At 32.8% G+C, this 21,423-nt stretch carries 19 protein-coding genes; 1 reads left to right on the forward strand and 18 read right to left on the reverse strand.

Annotation, left to right across the window (positions count from 1 at the left end):
* Positions 1 to 17: 17 nt before the first annotated feature.
* A complete protein-coding gene (locus tag QO200_RS00690) occupies positions 18 to 1,157 on the forward strand; it encodes a DUF4105 domain-containing protein (RefSeq protein WP_371535217.1) in 1,140 nt (379 codons plus the stop codon).
* A gap of 313 nt (positions 1,158 to 1,470) precedes the next feature.
* On the opposite strand, the gene QO200_RS00695 is transcribed toward QO200_RS00690, so the two are convergent.
* The 18 genes from QO200_RS00695 to QO200_RS00780 all read right to left on the reverse strand — a co-directional run bounded on the left by QO200_RS00695 (position 1,471) and on the right by QO200_RS00780 (position 21,421).
* Positions 1,471 to 2,868 (reverse strand): exopolysaccharide biosynthesis polyprenyl glycosylphosphotransferase, encoded by a 1,398-nt coding sequence (locus QO200_RS00695; protein ID WP_371535503.1) that lies wholly within the window; start codon positions 2,866 to 2,868, stop codon positions 1,471 to 1,473.
* 202 nt (positions 2,869 to 3,070) lie between these two features.
* The gene (locus tag QO200_RS00700) at positions 3,071 to 4,408 is read right to left on the reverse strand and encodes an O-antigen ligase family protein (RefSeq protein ID WP_371535218.1); all 1,338 of its coding nucleotides are present in this window, start codon (positions 4,406 to 4,408) and stop codon (positions 3,071 to 3,073) included.
* Positions 4,401 to 5,483, reverse strand: a complete 1,083-nt coding sequence (locus QO200_RS00705) for a glycosyltransferase (protein WP_371535219.1) — start codon at positions 5,481 to 5,483, stop codon at positions 4,401 to 4,403. The genes QO200_RS00700 and QO200_RS00705 overlap by 8 nt, the downstream gene beginning before the upstream one ends.
* Positions 5,483 to 6,598 (reverse strand): glycosyltransferase family 4 protein, encoded by a 1,116-nt coding sequence (locus tag QO200_RS00710; RefSeq protein WP_371535220.1) that lies wholly within the window; start codon positions 6,596 to 6,598, stop codon positions 5,483 to 5,485. Before QO200_RS00710 ends, QO200_RS00705 begins: the two co-directional genes overlap by 1 nt.
* Positions 6,595 to 7,593, reverse strand: a complete 999-nt coding sequence (locus QO200_RS00715) for a glycosyltransferase family 2 protein (RefSeq protein ID WP_371535222.1) — start codon at positions 7,591 to 7,593, stop codon at positions 6,595 to 6,597. The genes QO200_RS00710 and QO200_RS00715 overlap by 4 nt, the downstream gene beginning before the upstream one ends.
* Positions 7,594 to 7,596: 3 nt before the next feature.
* Positions 7,597 to 9,138: a glycosyltransferase family 2 protein gene (locus tag QO200_RS00720; RefSeq protein WP_371535224.1), complete on the reverse strand. Its 1,542-nt coding sequence runs from the start codon at positions 9,136 to 9,138 to the stop codon at positions 7,597 to 7,599.
* Between the two features lies 1 nt (position 9,139).
* The gene (locus tag QO200_RS00725) at positions 9,140 to 10,285 is read right to left on the reverse strand and encodes a glycosyltransferase family 4 protein (protein WP_371535225.1); all 1,146 of its coding nucleotides are present in this window, start codon (positions 10,283 to 10,285) and stop codon (positions 9,140 to 9,142) included.
* The gene (locus tag QO200_RS00730; RefSeq protein WP_371535226.1) at positions 10,282 to 11,166 is read right to left on the reverse strand and encodes a hypothetical protein; all 885 of its coding nucleotides are present in this window, start codon (positions 11,164 to 11,166) and stop codon (positions 10,282 to 10,284) included. Before QO200_RS00730 ends, QO200_RS00725 begins: the two co-directional genes overlap by 4 nt.
* Before the next feature lie 20 nt (positions 11,167 to 11,186).
* Entirely contained in the window at positions 11,187 to 12,620 is a 1,434-nt protein-coding gene (locus QO200_RS00735) for an MBOAT family protein (protein WP_371535228.1), read from the reverse strand.
* A gap of 56 nt (positions 12,621 to 12,676) precedes the next feature.
* The gene (locus QO200_RS00740; protein ID WP_371535230.1) at positions 12,677 to 13,756 is read right to left on the reverse strand and encodes a glycosyltransferase family 4 protein; all 1,080 of its coding nucleotides are present in this window, start codon (positions 13,754 to 13,756) and stop codon (positions 12,677 to 12,679) included.
* Positions 13,749 to 15,143, reverse strand: coding sequence for a hypothetical protein (locus tag QO200_RS00745; RefSeq protein ID WP_371535232.1), 1,395 nt, complete (start codon positions 15,141 to 15,143; stop codon positions 13,749 to 13,751). The genes QO200_RS00740 and QO200_RS00745 overlap by 8 nt, the downstream gene beginning before the upstream one ends.
* 12 nt (positions 15,144 to 15,155) lie before the next feature.
* The gene (gene neuC, locus QO200_RS00750; protein ID WP_371535234.1) at positions 15,156 to 16,280 is read right to left on the reverse strand and encodes a UDP-N-acetylglucosamine 2-epimerase; all 1,125 of its coding nucleotides are present in this window, start codon (positions 16,278 to 16,280) and stop codon (positions 15,156 to 15,158) included.
* Between the two features lie 121 nt (positions 16,281 to 16,401).
* Positions 16,402 to 16,737 (reverse strand): GIY-YIG nuclease family protein, encoded by a 336-nt coding sequence (locus QO200_RS00755; RefSeq protein ID WP_371535235.1) that lies wholly within the window; start codon positions 16,735 to 16,737, stop codon positions 16,402 to 16,404.
* 191 nt (positions 16,738 to 16,928) lie between these two features.
* The gene (locus tag QO200_RS00760; protein WP_371535237.1) at positions 16,929 to 17,720 is read right to left on the reverse strand and encodes a glycosyltransferase family 2 protein; all 792 of its coding nucleotides are present in this window, start codon (positions 17,718 to 17,720) and stop codon (positions 16,929 to 16,931) included.
* A 9-nt stretch (positions 17,721 to 17,729) separates the two neighbouring features.
* The gene (locus QO200_RS00765; protein ID WP_371535238.1) at positions 17,730 to 18,773 is read right to left on the reverse strand and encodes an N-acetylneuraminate synthase family protein; all 1,044 of its coding nucleotides are present in this window, start codon (positions 18,771 to 18,773) and stop codon (positions 17,730 to 17,732) included.
* An 8-nt stretch (positions 18,774 to 18,781) separates the two neighbouring features.
* Positions 18,782 to 19,456, reverse strand: a complete 675-nt coding sequence (locus QO200_RS00770) for a cytidylyltransferase domain-containing protein (protein ID WP_371535240.1) — start codon at positions 19,454 to 19,456, stop codon at positions 18,782 to 18,784.
* 1 nt (position 19,457) lies between these two features.
* Positions 19,458 to 20,342: a glycosyltransferase family 2 protein gene (locus QO200_RS00775; protein WP_371535241.1), complete on the reverse strand. Its 885-nt coding sequence runs from the start codon at positions 20,340 to 20,342 to the stop codon at positions 19,458 to 19,460.
* Complete coding sequence (locus QO200_RS00780) at positions 20,339 to 21,421, reverse strand: acyltransferase family protein (protein ID WP_371535242.1); 1,083 nt, start codon at positions 21,419 to 21,421, stop codon at positions 20,339 to 20,341. Before QO200_RS00780 ends, QO200_RS00775 begins: the two co-directional genes overlap by 4 nt.
* Positions 21,422 to 21,423 lie beyond the last annotated feature (2 nt).

Consider the following 21,423-nt stretch of genomic DNA (forward strand, 5'->3'; position numbering starts at 1 on the left):
ATACCAATAAAAAAACAATGAACATTTCTCTTTTAAAAAAAATAGCATTATCCCTTATACTTCTTGCGACAGTCCATACGACTATTGCACAAACCCCTATATTATCAGAAAATGCTCGTGTGAGTGTGATAACTTGTGGAACTGGAAATGAATCGTATTCCCTTTTTGGACATACAGCGATCCGAATTAGCGATCCGAACCAATTTATAGATCTTGTTTATAACTATGGTGCTTTTGACTTTAACACGCCTAACTTTGTCGCTAAGTTCACAAAAGGAGACTTGCAGTATTTTGCTGTTGTACATCCGTATACCGATTTCATCAACGAATACACCTATGAAAGAAGATCTGTTTACGAGCAGGAACTAAACATCTCTGACACTCTTAAACAAAGATTGTTTGAGAATCTCACTACTTCCTTAGCTTCTGGAGAAAGCCATTATACCTATAAGTTTATTGATAAAAACTGTACCTCAATGGTTGTAGATATTATCAACAAAACATTAGGCACTACTGCTATCGTAAAAAACACCGATACTGACATCACTTACAGAACTATATTATACCCCTATTTTGATGGTCACTTCTATGAAAAACTGGGAACTAGTATCATTTTTGGAAAAAAAGTAGATGAATTAGGTACTAAAATATTTTTGCCCTTAGAATTACAAAAAAGTTTAAGAACAGTACAATTCAACAACCAGCTGCTTGCCAAGGAAAATAAAATACTTCTCGAATATAATGAACCAACTCCTAGCTCTTGGTGGAATAATTTCTACACCTATGGACTTCTTTTAGGATTTGTTCTCTTAATGAATACCAAAATAATAAACCAAATGTACTTTTTAATAATGGGAATACTTGGCGTATTCTTTTTGTTTATTGGATTTTATTCAAGCCATCATGAACTAGCGTATAATTATAACGTCTTATTGTTCAACCCCGCATTGCTTGTACTACTTTACTTTTATTATAAAGACAACAATAAATGGACCTACAACCTCTCTCTGTTTAATCTGCTTTGTTTAGCAGTTTACTTACTTATCCTGATTAACAAAGCGCATTTATTGATTGTGCTACCTCTTATTATTACGAGTGGTTTAATATTAGTAAAATTAGCACTGAAAAACAAAAAGAAGATTTCTATTATAATCTAGATAAAGTAATCCAGTATAGAGCACTTGATATTAATTCAATAACAAGGTAAATAGTAAAGGACTATCAGTTGCTTACAATCCTATAAAAGCTGGCACGCAAATGAAACGGGTTTAGAAGATTACCGCAGGTTAAAAAAAGTTTTTCCATCTGTCAAATCAGTGTAATCTGTGGCCTATTATCTATTTACATCCGCTTACCGTACATAAACAAATAGTATTGAAAAAAAGGGTATTTTAGTTTATCCCACCACGAAAGCTTTCGAGAATAACGGGAAGTGATTCTTGAAATCTATTATCCTTTGCCGTTACCTCGTTACTGCCCTCTGTAAAACAATACAGTTGTAATGGTTTTTAATGCAATATTCAAATCCAGATAAAAGCTTCTGTGTTTAATGTAATAAAGATCATATTGCAGTTTAATTAGGCTATCATCAATCGATTCTCCATACGAATAATTGACCTGTGCCCATCCAGTCAGTCCGGGTTTTATAATATGTCTAGTCTCATAAAATGGCATTATTTCTGAAATTTCTTTTACAAAGAAAGGACGCTCAGGACGAGGTCCCACTATCGCCATATCTCCTTTTAAAACATTAAGAAATTGAGGAAACTCATCGATCCTGGTTTTACGCATAAATTTTCCGAAAGCCGTAACTCTGGAATCGCCGTTTGTAGAAAAAATGGCTCCATTACTTTCGGAGCCCTTCTTCATACTCCTAAATTTTAAAATAAAAAAAACAACTCCGTTCTTACCTACACGTTCTTGTGTGTAGAATAATTTTCCATTATTATTGATGGTATTGCCCAATAAAATAATGGGCATCATAAGTAAACACAAAGCCAAACCAATTATGGCAAGACCGATTTCAAAAACCCTAACAATTGCTAAATATAACTTATTGTGATTATTCCTACTAAATGGAAAAAAACGATAAAAATCCCTTGCGATGTATTGCACAGGTATGCGGTAGGTTTTGCTCTCATAAACCTGTGTGTATTCCCGGATCAACTTTCCGGATTCTAACAACTGAATCAATTGTTGGTACAATTCCGCAGTGATTCCTGCTGTTTTTTGGGAAGCAATTACAATTTCAGAAACGGAATTTTTCTTTACAAAAGAAGCTAAATCCTTTTTGTTTATTGGCTCAACATAATGATAATGTCTTATGTCAATATTTGCATCAACATCAGCGCTCACATACCCAATAATCTTATAGTGCGGATCAATATTTTCTAATCCTAAAATTAATTCTTCTACTTGATCTTTATCACAAACTAATACTGCATTCTGAAAAAATCGATTGCTGGCTAGAAATCGACAATAAAACAACCTCCATAAAATTAATGTTGAAAAAATAATTACGAAAAAAACTAAGATCTGTAAACGGTTAGAGGGAAGCTCCGGTGAAAAAATGGGTGTCAGTAAATAAACAAATACCGTAGTCGATGCTGTTAGCAACGTGCTTTTTAAGATTTGAAGCTCATTACTAGCAACCTGTAAATCATACATTTCAAAAATAATCGCAAAAATACTTAGGTACATTACCAAAAAGACAACATAATAACCGTTGGCCACGGCCGCTTCCAGATAGTTCAGATCGAAAAAACGACCAACTCCATACACGGCGACTAAAACAAAAACAACATCAAAGAGACGAAGAATCATTTTTCGCTCAGATATTTCAAAATGAATTTTCTTTTTTGGCATTATTTTGCAGTGGTATTTCTCGCAATTTAGTGTTTTTGCTCAAATATAGATTTAAGTGACGTTAAATTTTTCTTTAAAACTATCTTACTATAAATTTAACGATTATTGCACTCAATTGTTTTAAAAAACTGACCGCAAATACTAAAAATATCGTTTTATCGACTATTGGTAAAGTGAAGCATGATAACTTTTTTCTATCCTAATTCTATTCTTTTTTTGAGGGCGCCACTAATTGAACATTCAACAAAGACAAGGAATAAACAAGAGCAGGCAAAGCTGTTCGCATCGCAGCGTGATTTATCGTTAAAAACCAGAATGCCACAAAACACAGTAAAAACATGTTAAACTTATTTTCCAGATACAATACTAATGGTGTAAAAAATAAAATCAATAATCCAATAATACCTAATAATCCATGTTCAGCAAGCATCCTCGTAATTTCATCATGGGATGCTGAAAAATTACCAGTTTCCAATTCGCGAACTTCAGCTCCCTTAGCAACGCCAACGCCAAAAATAGGATTATCCAAAAACATATTAATTTCAGTTGTGGCTATATCTTCCCTTCCGGTAAATTGGTTTACTTTTTCCCTTCCCTGTGCATCCTGATTAGCATACCGTTTATTTATTAATCCACCAGTCTGAAAAGAAGTATAAGTCCAAATAGCTACCATTGCCACTACAATGATTACTAAAATATAATTTAATTTCACCCTGCCCCTAAAATTAGATTTAAAATATAAGAACGATAGTAACAGTACAATCATCAAAAACCCAGTGATCATACCTCCACGAGAAAAAGTGACCATTCCTCTATAACTAATGTTTAATGCAATAATCAGATTGAGAATTAACAAGAACTTTGATCTCGATTCTAATACAATCCTTGAAAAGAAAATAAACATCCCCAACCCTAAAAAAGTAGCTACTTGATTTGGACCAAACCCTCCAGAAGTTTCAAAATTAGATTGCGTACCAGTAATGACATCCCGAACGTTGGGAGTATATAAAGTCAAATAGACTGCACAGCTTAAAATAGGAAGTCCAATACATAATAAAAACGAATTCATTTGCTCTAACGTTACTTTTCGCCTATACGTGTAAATAGATACTACGGCTAAACATACGGGGCCAGAAATATTAAATGCAATGGTTGTTCTAATATTGGTATCAAAATTCAAAACAAAACTGGAAATAATTACACTAGGAACTAATAATAACAAAAAAATCCAGTAAGGTATTGCTCCTTTGGAAAACCCTTTAAAATACATCCCAATAAGAACAAAAAACATCACACCATATTTTGAAAACTCGTAGCTAATATTACCTCCTGTCATTCTCAATAGGACTTCAGCCCCCGCTATATAAGCAGCCGCCATTAAGGCCTCATTATTCTTATTCTGGGTTTTTATTACATAATAGACTCCTAAAAGAAACATGGAGTAGCCGTAAATTTTTGCAGTAAAAGGGAACGTATATATTACAATTCCAATGGCTATATGGAGTAGAATTAAATACAGATAGGATTGCTCTTCTTTATTCATTTTTTATTTCTTCGCATTTAGCAATTAATAACTTTAAAATATGTTTTTTAGAATATTTATCCACTACTAATTCCTGCAAATATACCCCAAAACGATCTCTAAGTGACTTATCCGAAATCATTTTATAAAGTTGCTTCTTTAATTCTACTTCATTTTTGGGATCGAAAAGTAAACCTGTTACATTATCCTTAATTAGCTCTGGACAAGAACCAACATTAGTAGATATTGTCGGTAACCCAGCCAGTCCATACTCTAACAAACTAACTGGAAATCCTTCGGCAGTAGAAGCTAATACTCCGATTGTAGCTTGTGATAAGATATTTTTCATATCGCTTTTAGCGCCATAAACAAACACAAAAGATTCTAAATTTTCTTTTTTTATGTAATCCTGAATCTCTTTTGAGTACCCATCACGATACTCTTCACCAATTAAATGTAAGGTCCATTCTATATTATCTACTACCAAAGCATTAAATGCGCGAAGCAGTACCAAATGATTTTTAGGTTTTTTTAGATTTGCTACGCAAACAATCCTTTTACCACTGTTCCCTTGTAAAACAGTTGTTCCTTTTTTTTCCGTATCAAAATCAGTGAAGTTGGGAATATATAATACTTTTTTACAAAATGTTTTTTGCTTTACCCAATCTAATAATTGATTATTGACAACAAAAACAGCGTTAAAAAAAAAAGAGCATAAAATCAAGATTATATTATCACTTGCTGTTTGATGCACTCTGGCACCATAATGCTCGTGCCAAATAATTTTTATCTTAGGATAAACAATTTTTAATAAAACAGCTGTGAAAAATGAGGTTCCGTGAGAATGAATAATTTCAACCTTATTCGTAACTATATATTTTCTTAATTTAAAAATAGCGCGGACATCTATGGTTTGCTTTTTATTTGAGAATAAATAAGAGCAATTAGACGTTATTTCATTCAAAAGAGGACCTTCTTTTCTAGTAGTCACTAATCCTGAGAAGGAAATCTGTCCGGCTAAAGCATTTGCATAATTTACCGCCATGCGCTCTGCACCACCAGCATCAAGAGAATCTATGATTTGAACAATACGCATTATACTAACATTTTTTTTATTTCGGCTTCAAAAACATCAAGCGTATAGTTCTGTGACCAAGAAAAAGCCGCCTGTTGTTTATCCAAATATTCTTTTTTATTATTTAAAAGCGATGCTATTTTGAAAACATCTTCTTTTATTTTTTTATCTAATAAAACACCTCTTTTACCATAATCTAACATAAAAGGAACACAGGAAACCGATGTTACAATGGGTACACAGCCCCAAAACATTCCTTCGGCAATAGCCTTAGGCCAACCTTCACTATCTGATGGAAGGACTACAAAATCACTTTCTTGATATGCCTTTTTCAGGCTCTCTTTATCTTGATTTCCTCTTAAAAAAACAAACTCAGTTAAATTGTTTTTTAAAATATAGTCTTCTAAATTATGTCGTTCTAAACCTTCTCCATATAAATTTAAACAAACATCAAACCCCTTATTTACTAGTCCCTCGATTAACTGTATTGCATAAATTGGATTTTTCCCTTTAACTAAGGTTCCTACGAAAATGAAAGTTACCTTAGAATCCAGACTTTTACTATTCAAAGGCTTCTTTTCTTCTTCATAATAACTGGCGGTAAAAAAGGACTTACAGTTTTTTGTTTGTCCATTCCATTCTCCATAAATGAGTACTTGCATGTTTTTTGTTAAAAAAGTATTGCTAAGTATTTTTTGCTGCAATATGTAAGTCCAAGGTTTTTTAGATTTTGGATCCCAATTTCCAGCATACTTAGCTGTTTTTGGTTTATTAGGGAAAAAAATCTGAACAATACATCCTAACAAGCCAATATTTCCTGGGCATCTTAGATGAATATGATCGGCTTTTTGCATTGCTTTAAATAAAGTGGCAAAGTTTTTAGGGATACAAAAAGCGGCTTCTAAAATGGCTTTGACTGATAACACATCAAATTTTAAAATGCTATTAAACTTTATGTTAGTATGTTCATAAGCACCGTCAATCGCCGATATTGATTCATTTGATACTGGAGCAACAATCACAAGATCATCTGCATATTTCCCCCAAACATTCATTTCATTAACATAAGGAGCGTAAGCAAAATACTGATTTTGCTCCTTTACATGAGGAACGCTTGTTATGATCGTTAAATTCATTTTTTATTAGGCTTACTAATCCATAAGCTCCACCAACCTATTGTCCTACCAATAGATTCGGTTAGTGCTTCTTTTTTACTATCACTTGTAAATGTATTACTAAATCGAATTAAAGTTAATAATATCGTAATCGCATGCCACTTTAATTGGTCTTTCAATTTAGGATTAGGGTTTTTAACACGCCAAACATACCAGCCATTTCTCACCACCATTCTTCCGTAATTATATTGATTGGGTCTTCCTGAAGGCTCGTGATAATGATACAATTGAACTTTCGTATTGACAATATTATTCCCAAAAGCTAATGCACGTATACTAAAATCAGCATCTTCATACAAACCATATCCTTGAAAATAGGAAGAGAATTTTATGTTATCAAAAACTACTTTTCTAAAAGCCATTGCCATTCCAATTAGTAAATCTACTTCGTAAGTCTTGCCATTTAATGGAAAACCGCAAGTTTTACCATGCGAAAAACTTGGCATTTTGCCTGGTCCTACATCAGATTGCAAACCCAAGTAATTGCGAACAACGTTTCTTTGTCCTTCTTTATAAACATACCCTTTAAATTGATATATTTTTTTAGAATTGTATTTTTTATTAGGCTCTTCGATTTCCCACAAATTTTCATTTATCGCTACTCCTCCAACTCCAGTAACGAGAGAGTCATTTTTAAAAGTTATAATTAATTCTTCAAAATAATCTGGTTTTAATTCGGTGTCATCGTCAAGAAAACAAACAACCTCCATTTCTTTTCCTACATGCTCAACTCCATAATTACGCTGCTTAGTTAATCCTCTATCAATATCTAAAACTTTAAAATATTTTAAGTTATGAAAAGAATTCGCTTGTAAAACCACTGCAGTTTCATCATTTTTTGAACCATCAATAATTAAAACTTCATCTGGATATAATGTTTGTTTCTGAACCGATTGCAATAATTTCAGCAATGGCTCTGGGCGCATATAGGTACAAATAATTAAAGAAAACTGCATTGCTTATTGGTGTCTAATTCCTAAATCAATTAATTTCTGGGCATAAAAAATAGACTTTTTAAATTGTAAATTTTTATAAGGCAGGCGGAACAAGCGGTAAAAAAAACTTATTTTTTTGCCGTGAAATAAATAATAAGTAAAATGTTTGTATTTATATTCCATTGCTTGTTCAGCTGTATAGTGTTTTAAAATACCATACATTACAGTTGGACTTGGAACAGGTTGAATATTTCTAACTGGCACATCCAATTCCCAAGGCTGTATTTTTCTTTTTTTACCAATTATTTTTGCTTGCGTTCCCCAAAAACGGTAGCCTCCACTTGGTGGTTTTAAATGTAAATTTACAGCAAAAGGGTTGACCAAAACTAGTACACCTATTTTACTTAACGACATCCCAAAATCACTATCTTCACCATAACCACCGTCATAATTAACATCATTCCCTACTAGCTTACTGACAAACTCCCTTTTGACGCAAGAATTTGCATTAGAAAACATTTGTGAACATCCACCTATAAATTGGGAAGCATTCATTTGCTCAATTTTAATTTTAAGATCATTCAAATCTTGCATGTGATGATCCGCTCGAATATCTAATCCATTACAAGCACCTGCATTGTACGTTTGTAAAAACCGAATGTGATTGGCTATAAAATTTTCTGGAACTCTGACATCATCATCTCCAAAAACAATATATTCGCCAGTACTTATCGCTATAGCTTCATTCCTGGCTCTACAACTTCCTTTTGATTGTTGCCAAATCACTTTTAATTCAAATGGATAACTTTTATTTTGATAAGTAGCATTATCCCTTTCTGATTCTGGGGTAGCATCTACAACAATTACTTGAGAAGGTTTGTACATTTGATTCGATAAATCATCTAGTAACTGCAATGTATAATCTTGCCTGAACATTGTAGGTACAATATAACTAACCGAAGGCGTTCCTGATATATCTTGTAATTTTCTTAACGGTATAAAATTAGTATCACCATTTTTTGTAAAGGCATTTTTGATTTTGAAGAAGCTAATCCATTCACTAATTCTCCAGAAACCCAACCTAAAAATCATATAAATGGCATGACTTGATTTGTAATTTTTTCTAAAAAAAACATGACGGTCTCTTCTAGAAATCAAAACATCTTCAATAGCTACATTTGAAAATAAATTATTAATATATAATGGAACTGCTCCCAGAAAACGATTACATCGAAAACCAAAATCTAAGGCTTGCATTTGAATGTTTTCATAATCCGTATCAAATCCGTTTGTTACTTCCCAAACTGACTTCCGAACTGCAAAAGCATTTGGATTCACTCTCCAGCTTACACATTGATCTACACCTTCAAAATCATTTAAGTACCAAAAAAAAACGGCTGTTTGATATACTAATTCTGGAAATGCATTTTTATAACCTTGTTCAAATGAACTATGCCAGATATCACCTGCTCCTTTTGACAAATTTTCCAATTGGTCAAAATCAGGATTACCTGTATAGAGAATAACTTCTCCGCTGGCGGTTATAAATTCATCTAACTTAATCATTTTAAAAAATCACTTTTTTATAAAAACCCATACTTTGTTTTGCTACAACGGCAATACTGAATTTCTGAATTGCTTTTTCTCTGGCTGCTAAACCAAATTCTTGCTGCAAGGTCGTTTTTTTAAGTAAGGTATTTATTTTGTTAGCATAAACAACATGCTCTTCTGGGTTAACCAAAAAACCATTTACTCCGTCATCAATTACATCCGAAGCCCAACCAATATTTGAAGCCACAATAGCTTTTTCCATTGCCATCGCTTCAATCCATGACACTGGCAAAGCTTCGGCAAAAGAAGGGAAAACACAAACTGCTGCTTGATTAATATGCGCTTGAATTGCTGAATAAGGTACACTTCCTAGATAATTTACATTCAACAAAGCTTCCTTTGTAAATAGCTCTTCCATCATTTTCCAAGTAGAGCCAGAACCCGAAATAATATCAGGCACATCTCTACCCACTAAAATTAATTGTGCCGTGGGATTTTCTTTAATCACTTCATTAAAAATAAAGGGCAGTTCTAATAATCCTTTTTTCCGAATGAGACTTCCAAAGTACAAAATGGTATTGGGTATTGCTTGTATTTCATCATTCTTTTTAAAAGTAGCAACATCAATAGAGTTGGGTATAATTGTAAATTGTTTTTTTATATCAAAAATTTCATTTGTTTTATCGGCAGTAAACTGACTTACGGCAAGCAATCCATCTGCATTTTGCAAAGCTTTTTTTTCATGAAATTTATTTTTCCATTTTACAGGACGATGATCTAAACTGCAGAAATAAGTATCTGAACCGTTCAAGCGAATCACTATCGGGCATTTTTTAGGCCTAATAAAAGAGGTAATTCCTGTCCAATCTGGCGCTTCTACTACATCAAATTGTTGTTTATCATGTAATTCATTGATTATTCGCTCTAGTTTTTTTCGAGTAAAAAACCAAGACAATCCTTTTACTTTGATGTTTTTAATACGTTGAATTACAATATTTTTTTCTTCAAAAACAGCATCTTGATCTTGCCCATAAACTAAAATACGCACTTCACAACCAGCAGCAACAAGACCTATGGCTAAATTCTTTATACTCGTTCCTATTCCTCCTGAATTACCAGTAAGACGATGCGGATACTCTGGTGTAAGAAAGGCTATTTTCATCGTTTCGTTTTAAAAAAATCACGTATGATAATTGAAGTGAATTTACGTGCACCCGCATCATTCATGTGCCCACAAGAAGAAAAATACTTGTTTTCTACAACCGCATTTTCATAATTGTAAATCTCAGGATAAGCTTTATGCACTTTATCAAAATAATTCATTCCAGTTACATCCTCACACATCGGTGTCATTATTGCTATAAAATTAATGTTATTGGTCTTGCATAATGCTTTTATCTCTTCGTAATATTTGTTTTGAGAGAGTGGGTCTAGGTTGGTAATATTGTTTTTCATCTTCCCTTTAGTGGTCCCCAACGAATAATACCCTCCCTCCTCTAACAATTTTGATTTTTTTTGAATGACCGTAAAAAAAGTTTCTCTAAAACCTATTCTCGTTTCAAACTTCAAATACCTATAAAACGGAATATAGTAGAGTTCATTAAAATCCTTTTCGTTTTCAAAATGCTTTCGCACTGTTTCAGAGCGATGCAAATACGGTAAATATTTAGCCGAAATTCCTTCTGCCTGATGGTCATTGGACAAATTCAAGTCGGCTTCAAGAATTACATTTTTGATATCGTATTTACGTTCAATCATCAATTTAAGAAGTAATGATGCTTCATATAAATGCCCACCACTCATGCCGTAATTGAATGTTTTCAATCCTTTTTTTTCGAATAATTCGGTCACAAAATGATTATTAGCTCTTGACGAACCTAGAATAACTACATCATAATCACGTGCGGTTGAATTAAAAACATAATCAATTTTCCCTCTGTTTTTTGACTGCACATAAACCGTTGTATAAGCAAAATCCAAGACCACAGCAGCTATTGCGGTTACCATTGTTATTTTTAAAATTAAAAGTAGAAACTTTTTCATAGTACTATTTAATGTGATTTTTAAAACTGGAAGTAGATAAATTCTTTGTAATCAGAAAAAGTTCCTAAGGCTAAAATAGCCGCAATTGCAAGACTTAATTTTAACCAACTATTCTTTCCTGAAATCGGTTCTTCTTTGAATCTATTGTTCCATTCCACCACAATAAAAAGTACGATCATCAATAGCAATTCATAATTGTATCTTTCATTGGACAAATATTGCGAACTGAAACTTCCGTCAGTAAAAATCCTTTTGATATAAAGGACGGCTTCTGTAATTGATTTTGCTCTGAAGAATATCCAAGCTAAGCACGCCAATAAGAAAGTAATAAAGATATGAAAGACCTCTTTTGCGGAAGCAAAATTCCATTTTAATTGAACCATTTCAATATTAGAACGATTTTTATTCAACAATAAAAGCGGCAAGAAATACAAGGCATTAATAAATCCCCAAGCAAGGTAAGTCCAGTTAGCACCGTGCCAAAAACCGCTCACTACAAAAATGATAAACACGTTGCGCACTTGTTTCATTTTGGAACCTTTACTTCCACCAAGTGGAATATATAAATAGTCCCGAAACCAAGAAGACAAGGATATATGCCAGCGGCGCCAAAACTCGGCAATATCTCTCGAGAAATACGGGTAATTAAAGTTACGTAATAAGTCCATCCCGAATAACTTAGACATTCCCAAAGCCATATCTGAATAGCCTGAAAAATCACCGTAAATCTGAAAGGCAAAATATACCGCTCCTAAGATTAAGGACCAGGAATTCATGTGGGTATAGTTGTCAAAAATCGCATTAGCATAGGTTGCACAAGTGTCGGCAATGACTACTTTTTTTACCAATCCCCATATAAATTGATAAGCACCTTGCTTGGCTTTCTCATAGTCAAACGTCCTTTTTACCTTGACTTGAGGCAGTAAATGCGTAGCTCTCTCAATAGGACCAGCCACTAACAGCGGAAAATAACTCACAAACAAAGAGTAGTCTACAAAGTTGTATTCGGCTTTTATCCGTTTATAATATATGTCAATCACATACGATAGGCCGTGAAAGGTGTAAAACGAAATCCCCACAGGCAAGACCACATCTAACAAAAACGGACTCGTTTTAAGTCCGAAATCACTTAAAAGTGTCGCAAACGAACTCGCAAAAAAGTTATAGTATTTAAAAGCGGCCAAGAACCCTAAGTTAATTCCGACGCTCAACCAGAACCAAAATTTCCTGATTTTTTCGTTCTTGTTTTTTTCTATTTGGATACCGGTATAATAATCTAGAAAAGTAGAGAAAACCAATAAAAATAGAAAACGCCAATCCCAACACGAATAAAAATAATAGCTAGCTAGAATTAAAAGTAGATTTTGACTGCTTTTGGTTTTATTAAAAACAAACCAGTACAATACAAAAACGATGGGTAAAAAAACCGCAAAGGATAGCGAATTAAAAAACATATTTTGAAATAAATGAACAGCGCAAATATACTATTTCGCTATCGTTATCCTTATTTTTAAGAAAGTAATTGCAAGTGATTTTCAACCATTTTATTTAATGAGAAATTCATTTCGATTGCTTTTCGAGTATTCGATTCAATTTTTATATTTCCAAGATAAATTAATTCTATTAAATCTTTAAGTGTATTACTATCTTTCGGTTCAAAAATAAATCCATTTTCACCATTTCTAATTATCTCTTCATTCCCACCAACACTTGTTGTAATCACAGGAACGTTTGCAGATAAGCTTTCTAAAATAGATAAACTAAAACATTCCATATGTGTAGGTTGTAACATATAATCGAACTTACAATACAACTCATTTAGATTAGCTTGACTACCCATAAATTTAAAATTAGAAATTACAGCATGCTCTTGAACTAGAACAATCAACTCTTCTTTGTAAGGGCCATCTCCAAAAACCGTTATCTCTATTTCAGCTAAAATTGCAGTCGGCAGTAGAGAAACTGCGACAATCAAATCTTGAATTCCTTTGGATTCTCGTAAATGTGACGCAACCAAAAAACTTGGTTTATTGTAATTTCGCTCCTTTCTTTCTTCAATAGAGTCAATAAAAACGCCGTTGTAAATTGTTTTACTTTTAGACTTTACATGAAAACCAAAATCTCTAATAACTTCCTTAACAGTATAATCCGACACACCAACAAACTGATCAATATATCTCGAAAAAAGAAATCCTTTAACTTTTTTCTCTATTTTCTTTTTCAAAGAATATCCTTTCAATGGTCTTGGGTTATGATCGACTCCAATTACCTCAGCAGTCGATAACTGTTTTATTTTTTTAAAAAACGGCGTACACAATGCTACAAACTGGGTGATAATATGGGTGTAAGTAGGCTCGTGCTTTTTGCTGAAATCCAGAAAAAAAGCTTCGATACTTTGATTCCCGCTTGCATAAATAGTAAGCTTGTTATAATCACCGTGATTCGATTTATTCGGGAAAAACCAATCTATTTGAATATTGTTCCGTTTACAACTGGCATCAAACTCCCAAAAGAAATAATCCATACCTCCTACACGTTCGGGAAGCAATTCATAATTACAAAGTAGGGCAATTTTCTTTAAATTATCCATTGAGTTGTGCTAGAGATTGAGCAATACGCTTACTTGTTCCTTCGAGAGATGCGCTGATTTGCATGGCGACCAACCCTTTTCGTTGAATACTTCGAGCAGCAGGATTTGCTAAGGCTTCATTTATTTGTTCGACTAATTCCTTTTCATCTTTAGCAATAGTAACTGCTCCGCTGTCAATCACTTTTTTATAATGATCGTAATTTAAAAATCGTTGATCATCATACAAACCGTTTTCAAGATTACCAAAAACAGTATTGATTACCGGTTTATCAAATAACATAAAATCCAAACTCATAGTCGAGCACATATTCACATTGAGATCAGTAAATTGCAATAGTGCGCGTAAATCTTTGATATCTTCTGTAGACGGAATGCGTTGTGACCAGGCTTCCGCATGGTTATCACGAGTTAGAATCCATTTGGGATTGTTCCAACTAATTTCTGGAAACTCCGCTTTGATTGCAGCAAATCGAGTTGCTTCTTCGGCTGGAGAAGTACGAACCAAAAGTTGACAATTTATTATCTTCCCGGCACGAATCGCTTTAACTATCGCTTTGATAACTATTGGATCATTCCCTCCAATACTAGCATCTGCACAGCTGTAGCAAATAATTTTCTTATTTTTATCTAAATCAAAAAGGGTATAAAATTCATCTTTAGAACAACTATATTGCTCCATTGTATAGGGTTCAAACTGGGGCGTACCCACTACTTTCACTTTATCGGCATCCACTTTAGGATAAAAATACAACAACTCCTTTTTCATCAAATTACTCCAAACCAAAAAAGAATCAAAGGTTCCTAACATCCTTCCTTTTGAAGCTAAATTATCCCAACTGAAAATAAAAGTAGTTGTTGGAATCTTATTTTTAATCGCTGCATATAAAAAAGGAGCTAAATAAGGTGGTCTTTGGTGGGTAAAGAACAACTGTGTTGGTCGGTCTGTTGCTAATAGTTTGATATACGATTTTGTTACTTGATGTTTTGAAAAACTAAAAAACTGTAATTTTTCGATTTGCTTAATACTCCAATCAGAGTGGATTACTCTTGTAACCGCATAAATACATTTTACTAAAATAGCTCTCAATGAATTCTCTTTAGGATAACCTGATTTCAATGTGTCGCTCATTCCGTAAAAAGATTTAAATCTTTGCAAATGTGCCACTTCTTTCCATTTTCTAAAAAACCAAGTTGTTCTAGGCTCTTCAAAAACGGCTAATTCTTTTATTTCAATACGAGCTACTAATTCTTCAGGAAAAGCGCTTATTGGTAGCCCCGAATAAAGGGTCACTGTATCAAACTCTTGGGCAGCTTCTTTAATGAAATCACTCATAATAAAATTACGAAAACCAACTCCATCGGTTATTACTATTCCTAGTTTTCTCATTTTTTATTTTAACTAGTCTGTTTCTTTAAATTGTTTTTGGTGGTTGATTGTCCAAAAACTTTCTTTTTCGATTGTTTCTAAAAACAACTCACCACTATTTCCAGAACCAAAATCAGGATTTACAGCAACCGTTTGGTGCGCATCAATAGCTTTCAAAGCATTGCTGATGCTTTCAATCGAATAATCAACATTAATAATATCAGCATGAACGGCACGATTTTGTTGTCTTGTTCCAATATTTATAATGGGTAGTCCGTAATAAGGAGCTTCTCTAATTCCTGCACTACTATTCCCGATAATGAATTGTGCTTTTTTGAGTAAGGTTAAAAAATACTCAAAACGTAAAGAAGGAATAACTCTGAAGCGGTTATTATTTTTCAGTCGTTCGTAGGCCGAAATAATATACTTACTCCCCAAATCATTATTGGGATACACTACAATATAATTATGATCATCGGCTAGTAAACCATTTACAAAATCATCTGTGTATTGTTCCATTTCACTTGCTTCGGTAGTTACTGGATGAAACATAACAATTGCAAATTTTTCAAAATCAACTTGATAATAAGCTTTGGCAATTTCAAGGTTAGGCAACGTATTCGAAAACATAATATCAATATCCGGGGAGCCTATCGTAAAAATAGACGAAGCAACTTCGCCCATTTGCAGCAATCGTTTGGCCGCTTCATCATTAGAAACAAAATGAATATGACTCAGCTTACTCACACTATGCCTGATTAGTTCATCTACCGTTCCTGATAATTCACCACCTTCAATATGAGCCACCAAAGTATTATTTAAGGAACCTACAATAGCACCCGCTAGCGTCTCCACTCGGTCACCATGCACCACTATTAAATCTGGATTTATTTTTTTTAAATAACTAGACAAACCTTCAATAGTCTTGGCCAATGTTAAATCCATTGTGGCTTCATCGGTATGGTTTTCAAATGTATAAATATTTTTAAACTGACACCGTTGAATCTCTAGTAATGTATAGCCATACTCCTCTTGCAAGTGCATTCCTGTAACAAATACAAAAACCTCAAAACTAGGATGAACATCCAGAATTGAAATCAATGATTTTATTTTACTAAAATCAGCACGAGTACCTGTTAAAAATATTATTTTTTTCATTGCTTATTTTTCAATTAACATTGTCAGGCTGAGCGGAGTCGAAGCCCTTTTGTCAAATCACGTTTTCCTTTAACTAGATTCTCGACTCCGCTCGAATTGACATCGTACTTTCAAGAACCACTCAATTGTCAAGCTGAGCAGAGTCGAAGCCTTTGTTTTTAGAATGTGAATCATTTTTACATTCTGATAAAAAAGGTAACAGATCGTACTCTCCATTTATAAGCGCTTCTTTCTTAGCTCTACTCCATTTTTTAATTTTCTTTTCAAATTCTATTGCCTGCTTTGGATCTAGAAAATCTTGATACCATACTAATTCTACTGGTCTAAGTTTATAAGTGTATGCGTCAGGGTATTTACCAGCATTGTGCTCTGTAACGCGCCTGTCAACATTTGATGCAACGCCTACATAATAGGAGCTGTCTTTACACTTTAACAAATAAACATAGTAAAATTTCATTTTTGCTTACAGTTTTTAATTTGCAAGATTCTCGATTTCGCTCGAATTGACATTTGTTGTTTCAAGTACCACTGTCAGGCTGAGCGGAGTCGAAGCCCTTTTTATCTTATCAAGTTTTATATAAACCAGAAATCAAGCTCCTTTAGATTTAGCAGTTTTGCTAGTATACCAGTAACTAGAATAACTTCCGATTAGACTATCAAGTTTTTTTTAATTTCTTTTCGTATTTCAAATTTCGCCTTTAAAATTAAAAAGTCATGAAAAATTATTTTAAAGTAATTAAATGTATTTGTAACGAATATTTTTTTTAGAAAAGAAAGTACAATCCTAAATGAGCTAGGAAATGTATTTTTATGTAAAAGACATCCCGATAATGTCTCATTTTTATACCTTGAAACACTTGAATTCAGATCTCTTTTTACAAAATAAAAGAAAGTTTCATCTAGATCTTCAATTTCAAATCCGTTCTTACAAACCCTCTCAGACCATTCCTTATCCTCGCTAAAAGTCAAGTGCTCATCAAACTTATACTGCAACCACACCTTCTTATTCACGAAAGAACAAGCCGTCATTAATCCATGTTTTAATGGCTCTAACACTTTAAAATCATTTTCAATAGCTCTCTTATAATTATCAATACTATTAACAAACCTAACACCCGCGAGATTCTTGTTATTATTAAATAACGCTACTGCCCTACTAAAAAAACTTTTCCCAATTGGAATTGCGTGTGAACTTAATAGTAATACAAAATTAGAGCTAGCTGTTTCCATTCCGAGATTTGTTGCGCGTCCGTAACTAAAATCATCGATAGTAACGATCTTACAACCATACTTAGAAGCTATAATTCTACTATTATCAGTAGATGCATTGTCTATAATGATAATCTCATTATACTCTCCTAAATATCTATCTGTAAGTATTGCTAAAATTGTATTAAGTGCATCGGCTTCATTCTTATTTCTTATAACAATTGATATCATACTGGTATCTTAAATTTCTATATCCTCCAACCTCAATTGTTCATCATTATCTATATCCCTCAAAGCAATTTTACCTATCAACTCATTAAATCGTTCCGCTAAAATTTCACCTGTTCCAGGGCGTTTTACCCAAATATTATCCATGGTAAACGGTTCTCCCTTTTTTATTTGCTTAATAGTACATACTGTTGCAAATGCAAAATCAATAGTGACTTGTTCTGCTTTGGCTGGTTCTTTAGTGCCACCTCGCATTTGCCAAATTTCATTAGAACTCACAATTAAATGCTTTGTTGCCTTCTCGTCCATACTACACACAATATCTGGACCTGTGCGTTGCATGGTATCTGTAAAATGACGCTCTAGGATACTTGCACCCAAGGCCACTGCCCCCAAACAGGCATTGTTATTCAAAGTATGATCTGACAAACCAAAAACCTTATCCGGAAAAGCTTCGTGCAGTTGTGTCATGGCGCCAAAACGAACCAAATGAATAGGCGTAGGATATAAATTGGTAGTATGCAATAGCGCTACCGGAACCTTGTGTTTATCAAAAATGGCAACTGCCTTTGCAACACTTTCGATAGTATTCATTCCTGTGCTCAAGATAACGGGTTTGCCAAAAGAAGCGATATGCTCTAATAATGGATAATTATTGCACTCACCTGAACCTATTTTATAAGCTGGAACATTTAATTTTTCTAATCTGTTTGCCGCCGCTCTTGAAAAAGGTGTCGAAATAAAAATCATGCCTTTACTTTCAACGTATTTTTTTAAACTTAATTCGTCTGCTTCATTTAAGGAACAGCGTTCCATGATTTCGTAAATCGAAACATCAGCATTCCCTGGAATCACTTTTTTGGCAGCACCACTCATTTCGTCTGCTACAATATGTGTTTGGTGTTTTACTACCTCCACTCCTGCTCGATGAGCGGCATCAACCATTTCTTTGGCCACAGCCAAAGAACCTTCATGATTAATTCCTATTTCTGCGATGACCAATGGTGGGTAATCTGGGCCTATTTTTCTTCCTGAAATTTCTATATAGGGGTTCATAAAATATTTTATAAATTAAGTTTTAGGAATTTTTGATATAAATATTCAGCATAGTCAAAATCATCTTGGGTGTCTATATCAACATTTGCAAAAATATGTTTTACTTCATAAGGGAAGCTATTTGCAGATATAATTATATCATTTAATAGCAATGGCGCTTTTGTTATATAAACTAATCCATTTTCATAATACAAAGGCTCTAAATCCTGACTGCGTTGCCCTATAGTGTAATTAAATGGTTCGAATTTATTCCCAATTATTTTTCCGAATTTTTGATGGTTTCGTGTAACTGTAAAGAGGCTATCATAATTCTCTTTTTGGTAGACTTCAAAAGCTTCTTTTAGCAAATTATCTGGTCGTAAAGGATTTGTAGGTTGCAATAGAATTACATTTTCTACATCCGTATCAATAGTTTCTAAAACATGTTTTAAAGCTGAAATTGTAGACTCAAGATCACCTGAAATACAATCTGGCCTGTCTATTATTTTGGCTCCACAAGCCAGTGCTATTTTTTTTATGTTGTCATCATCTGTAGATACATAAACGTCATCAATAATATGGCTATTGGCTACTGCGTATTTTATTGAATGCACCAGCAAAGGCAAACCACCTAACAACTGAATATTCTTTTCTGGAATGCGTTTTGATCCTCCTCGAGCAGGAATTATGGCTATGTTTCTCATTTTAAAATTTTAAAGCTGCTAATTCTCTCATTTTTACAATCAAAGTTTTATCAACTGGATTCCGGTATCTTAAAATTTTTGGACTATTTACTAATACAACAAATACAGTTTTAAAATATATTTTAAAACATTCTAAATCTTTTAAAGCATACTTCTTAAAATTGTGCCAATACAATTTTAAAATATTGAACAAAGGAAATGGATAATAAACTAAAAAATAATAAGTCGAATTTTTTAATTGTTTTTCGAATCTAAAATAATTTTGTTTATTCAACTTCCTTTGTTCTTTATTTACCCGATGATTTATTTTTACTCGATTCGTGTAAAGAATATCATACTTATTCGCCAAAACTTCTATTGAAACACAAGACTCTTCTCCATAAATATCAATCCAAACCGGAAAACCATTTATTGACATATAAACTGACTTCCTAATTGCAAATCCACAACCAATAAATTCAGAACATAAAAATTCCTTTTTTACTTTTTCAGATCCTTCAAATGCATCAATATCATTAGCAAAAATTCCTTTTACCTCTTCGAATGCTAAAACACCTACATTAGAATTTTCTTGAAATAAAGTTTCAGTTAAATTAATAAAATCCTTATTTAAGGGATGTGCATCATCATCAAGTCCTATTAAAATTTCCCCATTACCAAGAGGATAGATTTTATGCCTCGCTGCCGATGCGCCTATTGATTTATTAGAAACAAACCATCTTATCCATTCAAGCTCTTTCACAAACTCCTCTGAACTATCGGTGCATCCATCTAGAAAAACCAAAACCTCAACTTGTGATTTGTCTATTAAAGAATCAATAATTGTTAATGTTTTAAACAAATCTTCTTTTCTGTTTTTGGATACTATTAGAATTGAAACTTTCATTTTATTGAAACTTTTTTTAATAGGTTTTTTAAAAATTTAATAATATTCCCTTCTATATATGTTGTAAATAAAATACTGATTACTATAAGAAATACAATTATGATGAGTGGTTGAAAAAAAAATAAACTCTTTAAAGCTAAAATATTTTTATTAATTAGAAAAACACCTATATTTTCATGTATTAGATAAAGAAAATAAGAGGAAACCCCAATTGTGTTCAAAAACTTATTATTTAAGAAAATGATACTCTGTTCATTGTAAATCATTATAAAAAATAGCAATATAAAAAAAAAGATCAAGCATATTAGTTTTAGATCCTGACTATTATTAAAACATAAAAAACCAACAAAAAAGACAAAGCAAATTTGTAGCATCAATGAATTTCTTATTTCGTTGATGTTATTTTTATAAAAAATATAAAAAAGAGCCCCTAAACAAAAAAAAGGCAAAGCACTTATTAAATTAAAAATAGATCTTAATGACTTTAATTTAACAATTAACAAAGAACTAGAGTAATAATGTGATAATAAAAAATTTGCCCCAACAAGTGTGACAGTTATTAAAAAAAAACAAGCATAAAATCTTTTTGGAGATATATAGTAAACTATGGCTGCCAAAAAATAAAACTGGATTTCAACCCAAAGACTCCAATAAGAACCACTTATGTAATCTAATTCGAATCGATAGCGGGTTAGCGAGGAAATTAAATCTGGTTGAATAAAAGTAAGGCTTACTAAAACATTATTAAAATAATGACTCGTTGGAAATAAAAATGAGGTATCGAATGCATTAAAAAAAAGGTATGTTAAAATAGAAGCAAAAAACATTGAAGGCAATAATCTAATATACCTATTAATCCAAAATCTCTTAAAAGTACTTGTTCTCTCTAATGTAAAAAAAATAACAAAGCCACTAATCATGAAAAAAAAATGAACACCAAACTTACCATACCTAAAAAAGTCATAACTCTTTTCATAGGGATATAAATTACTCCAACGAGAGAAAAAATGAAAACAAATAACCATCAAAATAGCTATTGCTCTAAAACTATCTAAAATTTCGATTCTTTTATTTGTCATTT

The sequence above is a fragment of the Flavobacterium sp. Arc3 genome, assembly GCF_041431375.1.
Lineage (GTDB): Bacteria > Bacteroidota > Bacteroidia > Flavobacteriales > Flavobacteriaceae > Flavobacterium.

What these genes read in the sequence shown, in the direction of transcription:
- QO200_RS00690 (WP_371535217.1), top strand. Translation starts at nt 18, where the DNA reads ATGAACATTTCTCTTTTAAAAAAAATAGCATTATCCCTTATACTTCTT.
- QO200_RS00700 (WP_371535218.1), bottom strand. Translation starts at nt 4,408, where the DNA reads ATGAATAAAGAAGAGCAATCCTATCTGTATTTAATTCTACTCCATATA.
- QO200_RS00705 (WP_371535219.1), bottom strand. Translation starts at nt 5,483, where the DNA reads ATGCGTATTGTTCAAATCATAGATTCTCTTGATGCTGGTGGTGCAGAG.
- QO200_RS00710 (WP_371535220.1), bottom strand. Translation starts at nt 6,598, where the DNA reads ATGAATTTAACGATCATAACAAGCGTTCCTCATGTAAAGGAGCAAAAT.
- QO200_RS00715 (WP_371535222.1), bottom strand. Translation starts at nt 7,593, where the DNA reads ATGCAGTTTTCTTTAATTATTTGTACCTATATGCGCCCAGAGCCATTG.
- QO200_RS00720 (WP_371535224.1), bottom strand. Translation starts at nt 9,138, where the DNA reads ATGATTAAGTTAGATGAATTTATAACCGCCAGCGGAGAAGTTATTCTC.
- QO200_RS00725 (WP_371535225.1), bottom strand. Translation starts at nt 10,285, where the DNA reads ATGAAAATAGCCTTTCTTACACCAGAGTATCCGCATCGTCTTACTGGT.
- QO200_RS00730 (WP_371535226.1), bottom strand. Translation starts at nt 11,166, where the DNA reads ATGAAAAAGTTTCTACTTTTAATTTTAAAAATAACAATGGTAACCGCA.
- QO200_RS00735 (WP_371535228.1), bottom strand. Translation starts at nt 12,620, where the DNA reads ATGTTTTTTAATTCGCTATCCTTTGCGGTTTTTTTACCCATCGTTTTT.
- QO200_RS00740 (WP_371535230.1), bottom strand. Translation starts at nt 13,756, where the DNA reads ATGGATAATTTAAAGAAAATTGCCCTACTTTGTAATTATGAATTGCTT.
- QO200_RS00745 (WP_371535232.1), bottom strand. Translation starts at nt 15,143, where the DNA reads ATGAGAAAACTAGGAATAGTAATAACCGATGGAGTTGGTTTTCGTAAT.
- neuC (WP_371535234.1), bottom strand. Translation starts at nt 16,280, where the DNA reads ATGAAAAAAATAATATTTTTAACAGGTACTCGTGCTGATTTTAGTAAA.
- QO200_RS00755 (WP_371535235.1), bottom strand. Translation starts at nt 16,737, where the DNA reads ATGAAATTTTACTATGTTTATTTGTTAAAGTGTAAAGACAGCTCCTAT.
- QO200_RS00760 (WP_371535237.1), bottom strand. Translation starts at nt 17,720, where the DNA reads ATGATATCAATTGTTATAAGAAATAAGAATGAAGCCGATGCACTTAAT.
- QO200_RS00765 (WP_371535238.1), bottom strand. Translation starts at nt 18,773, where the DNA reads ATGAACCCCTATATAGAAATTTCAGGAAGAAAAATAGGCCCAGATTAC.
- QO200_RS00770 (WP_371535240.1), bottom strand. Translation starts at nt 19,456, where the DNA reads ATGAGAAACATAGCCATAATTCCTGCTCGAGGAGGATCAAAACGCATT.
- QO200_RS00775 (WP_371535241.1), bottom strand. Translation starts at nt 20,342, where the DNA reads ATGAAAGTTTCAATTCTAATAGTATCCAAAAACAGAAAAGAAGATTTG.
- QO200_RS00780 (WP_371535242.1), bottom strand. Translation starts at nt 21,421, where the DNA reads ATGACAAATAAAAGAATCGAAATTTTAGATAGTTTTAGAGCAATAGCT.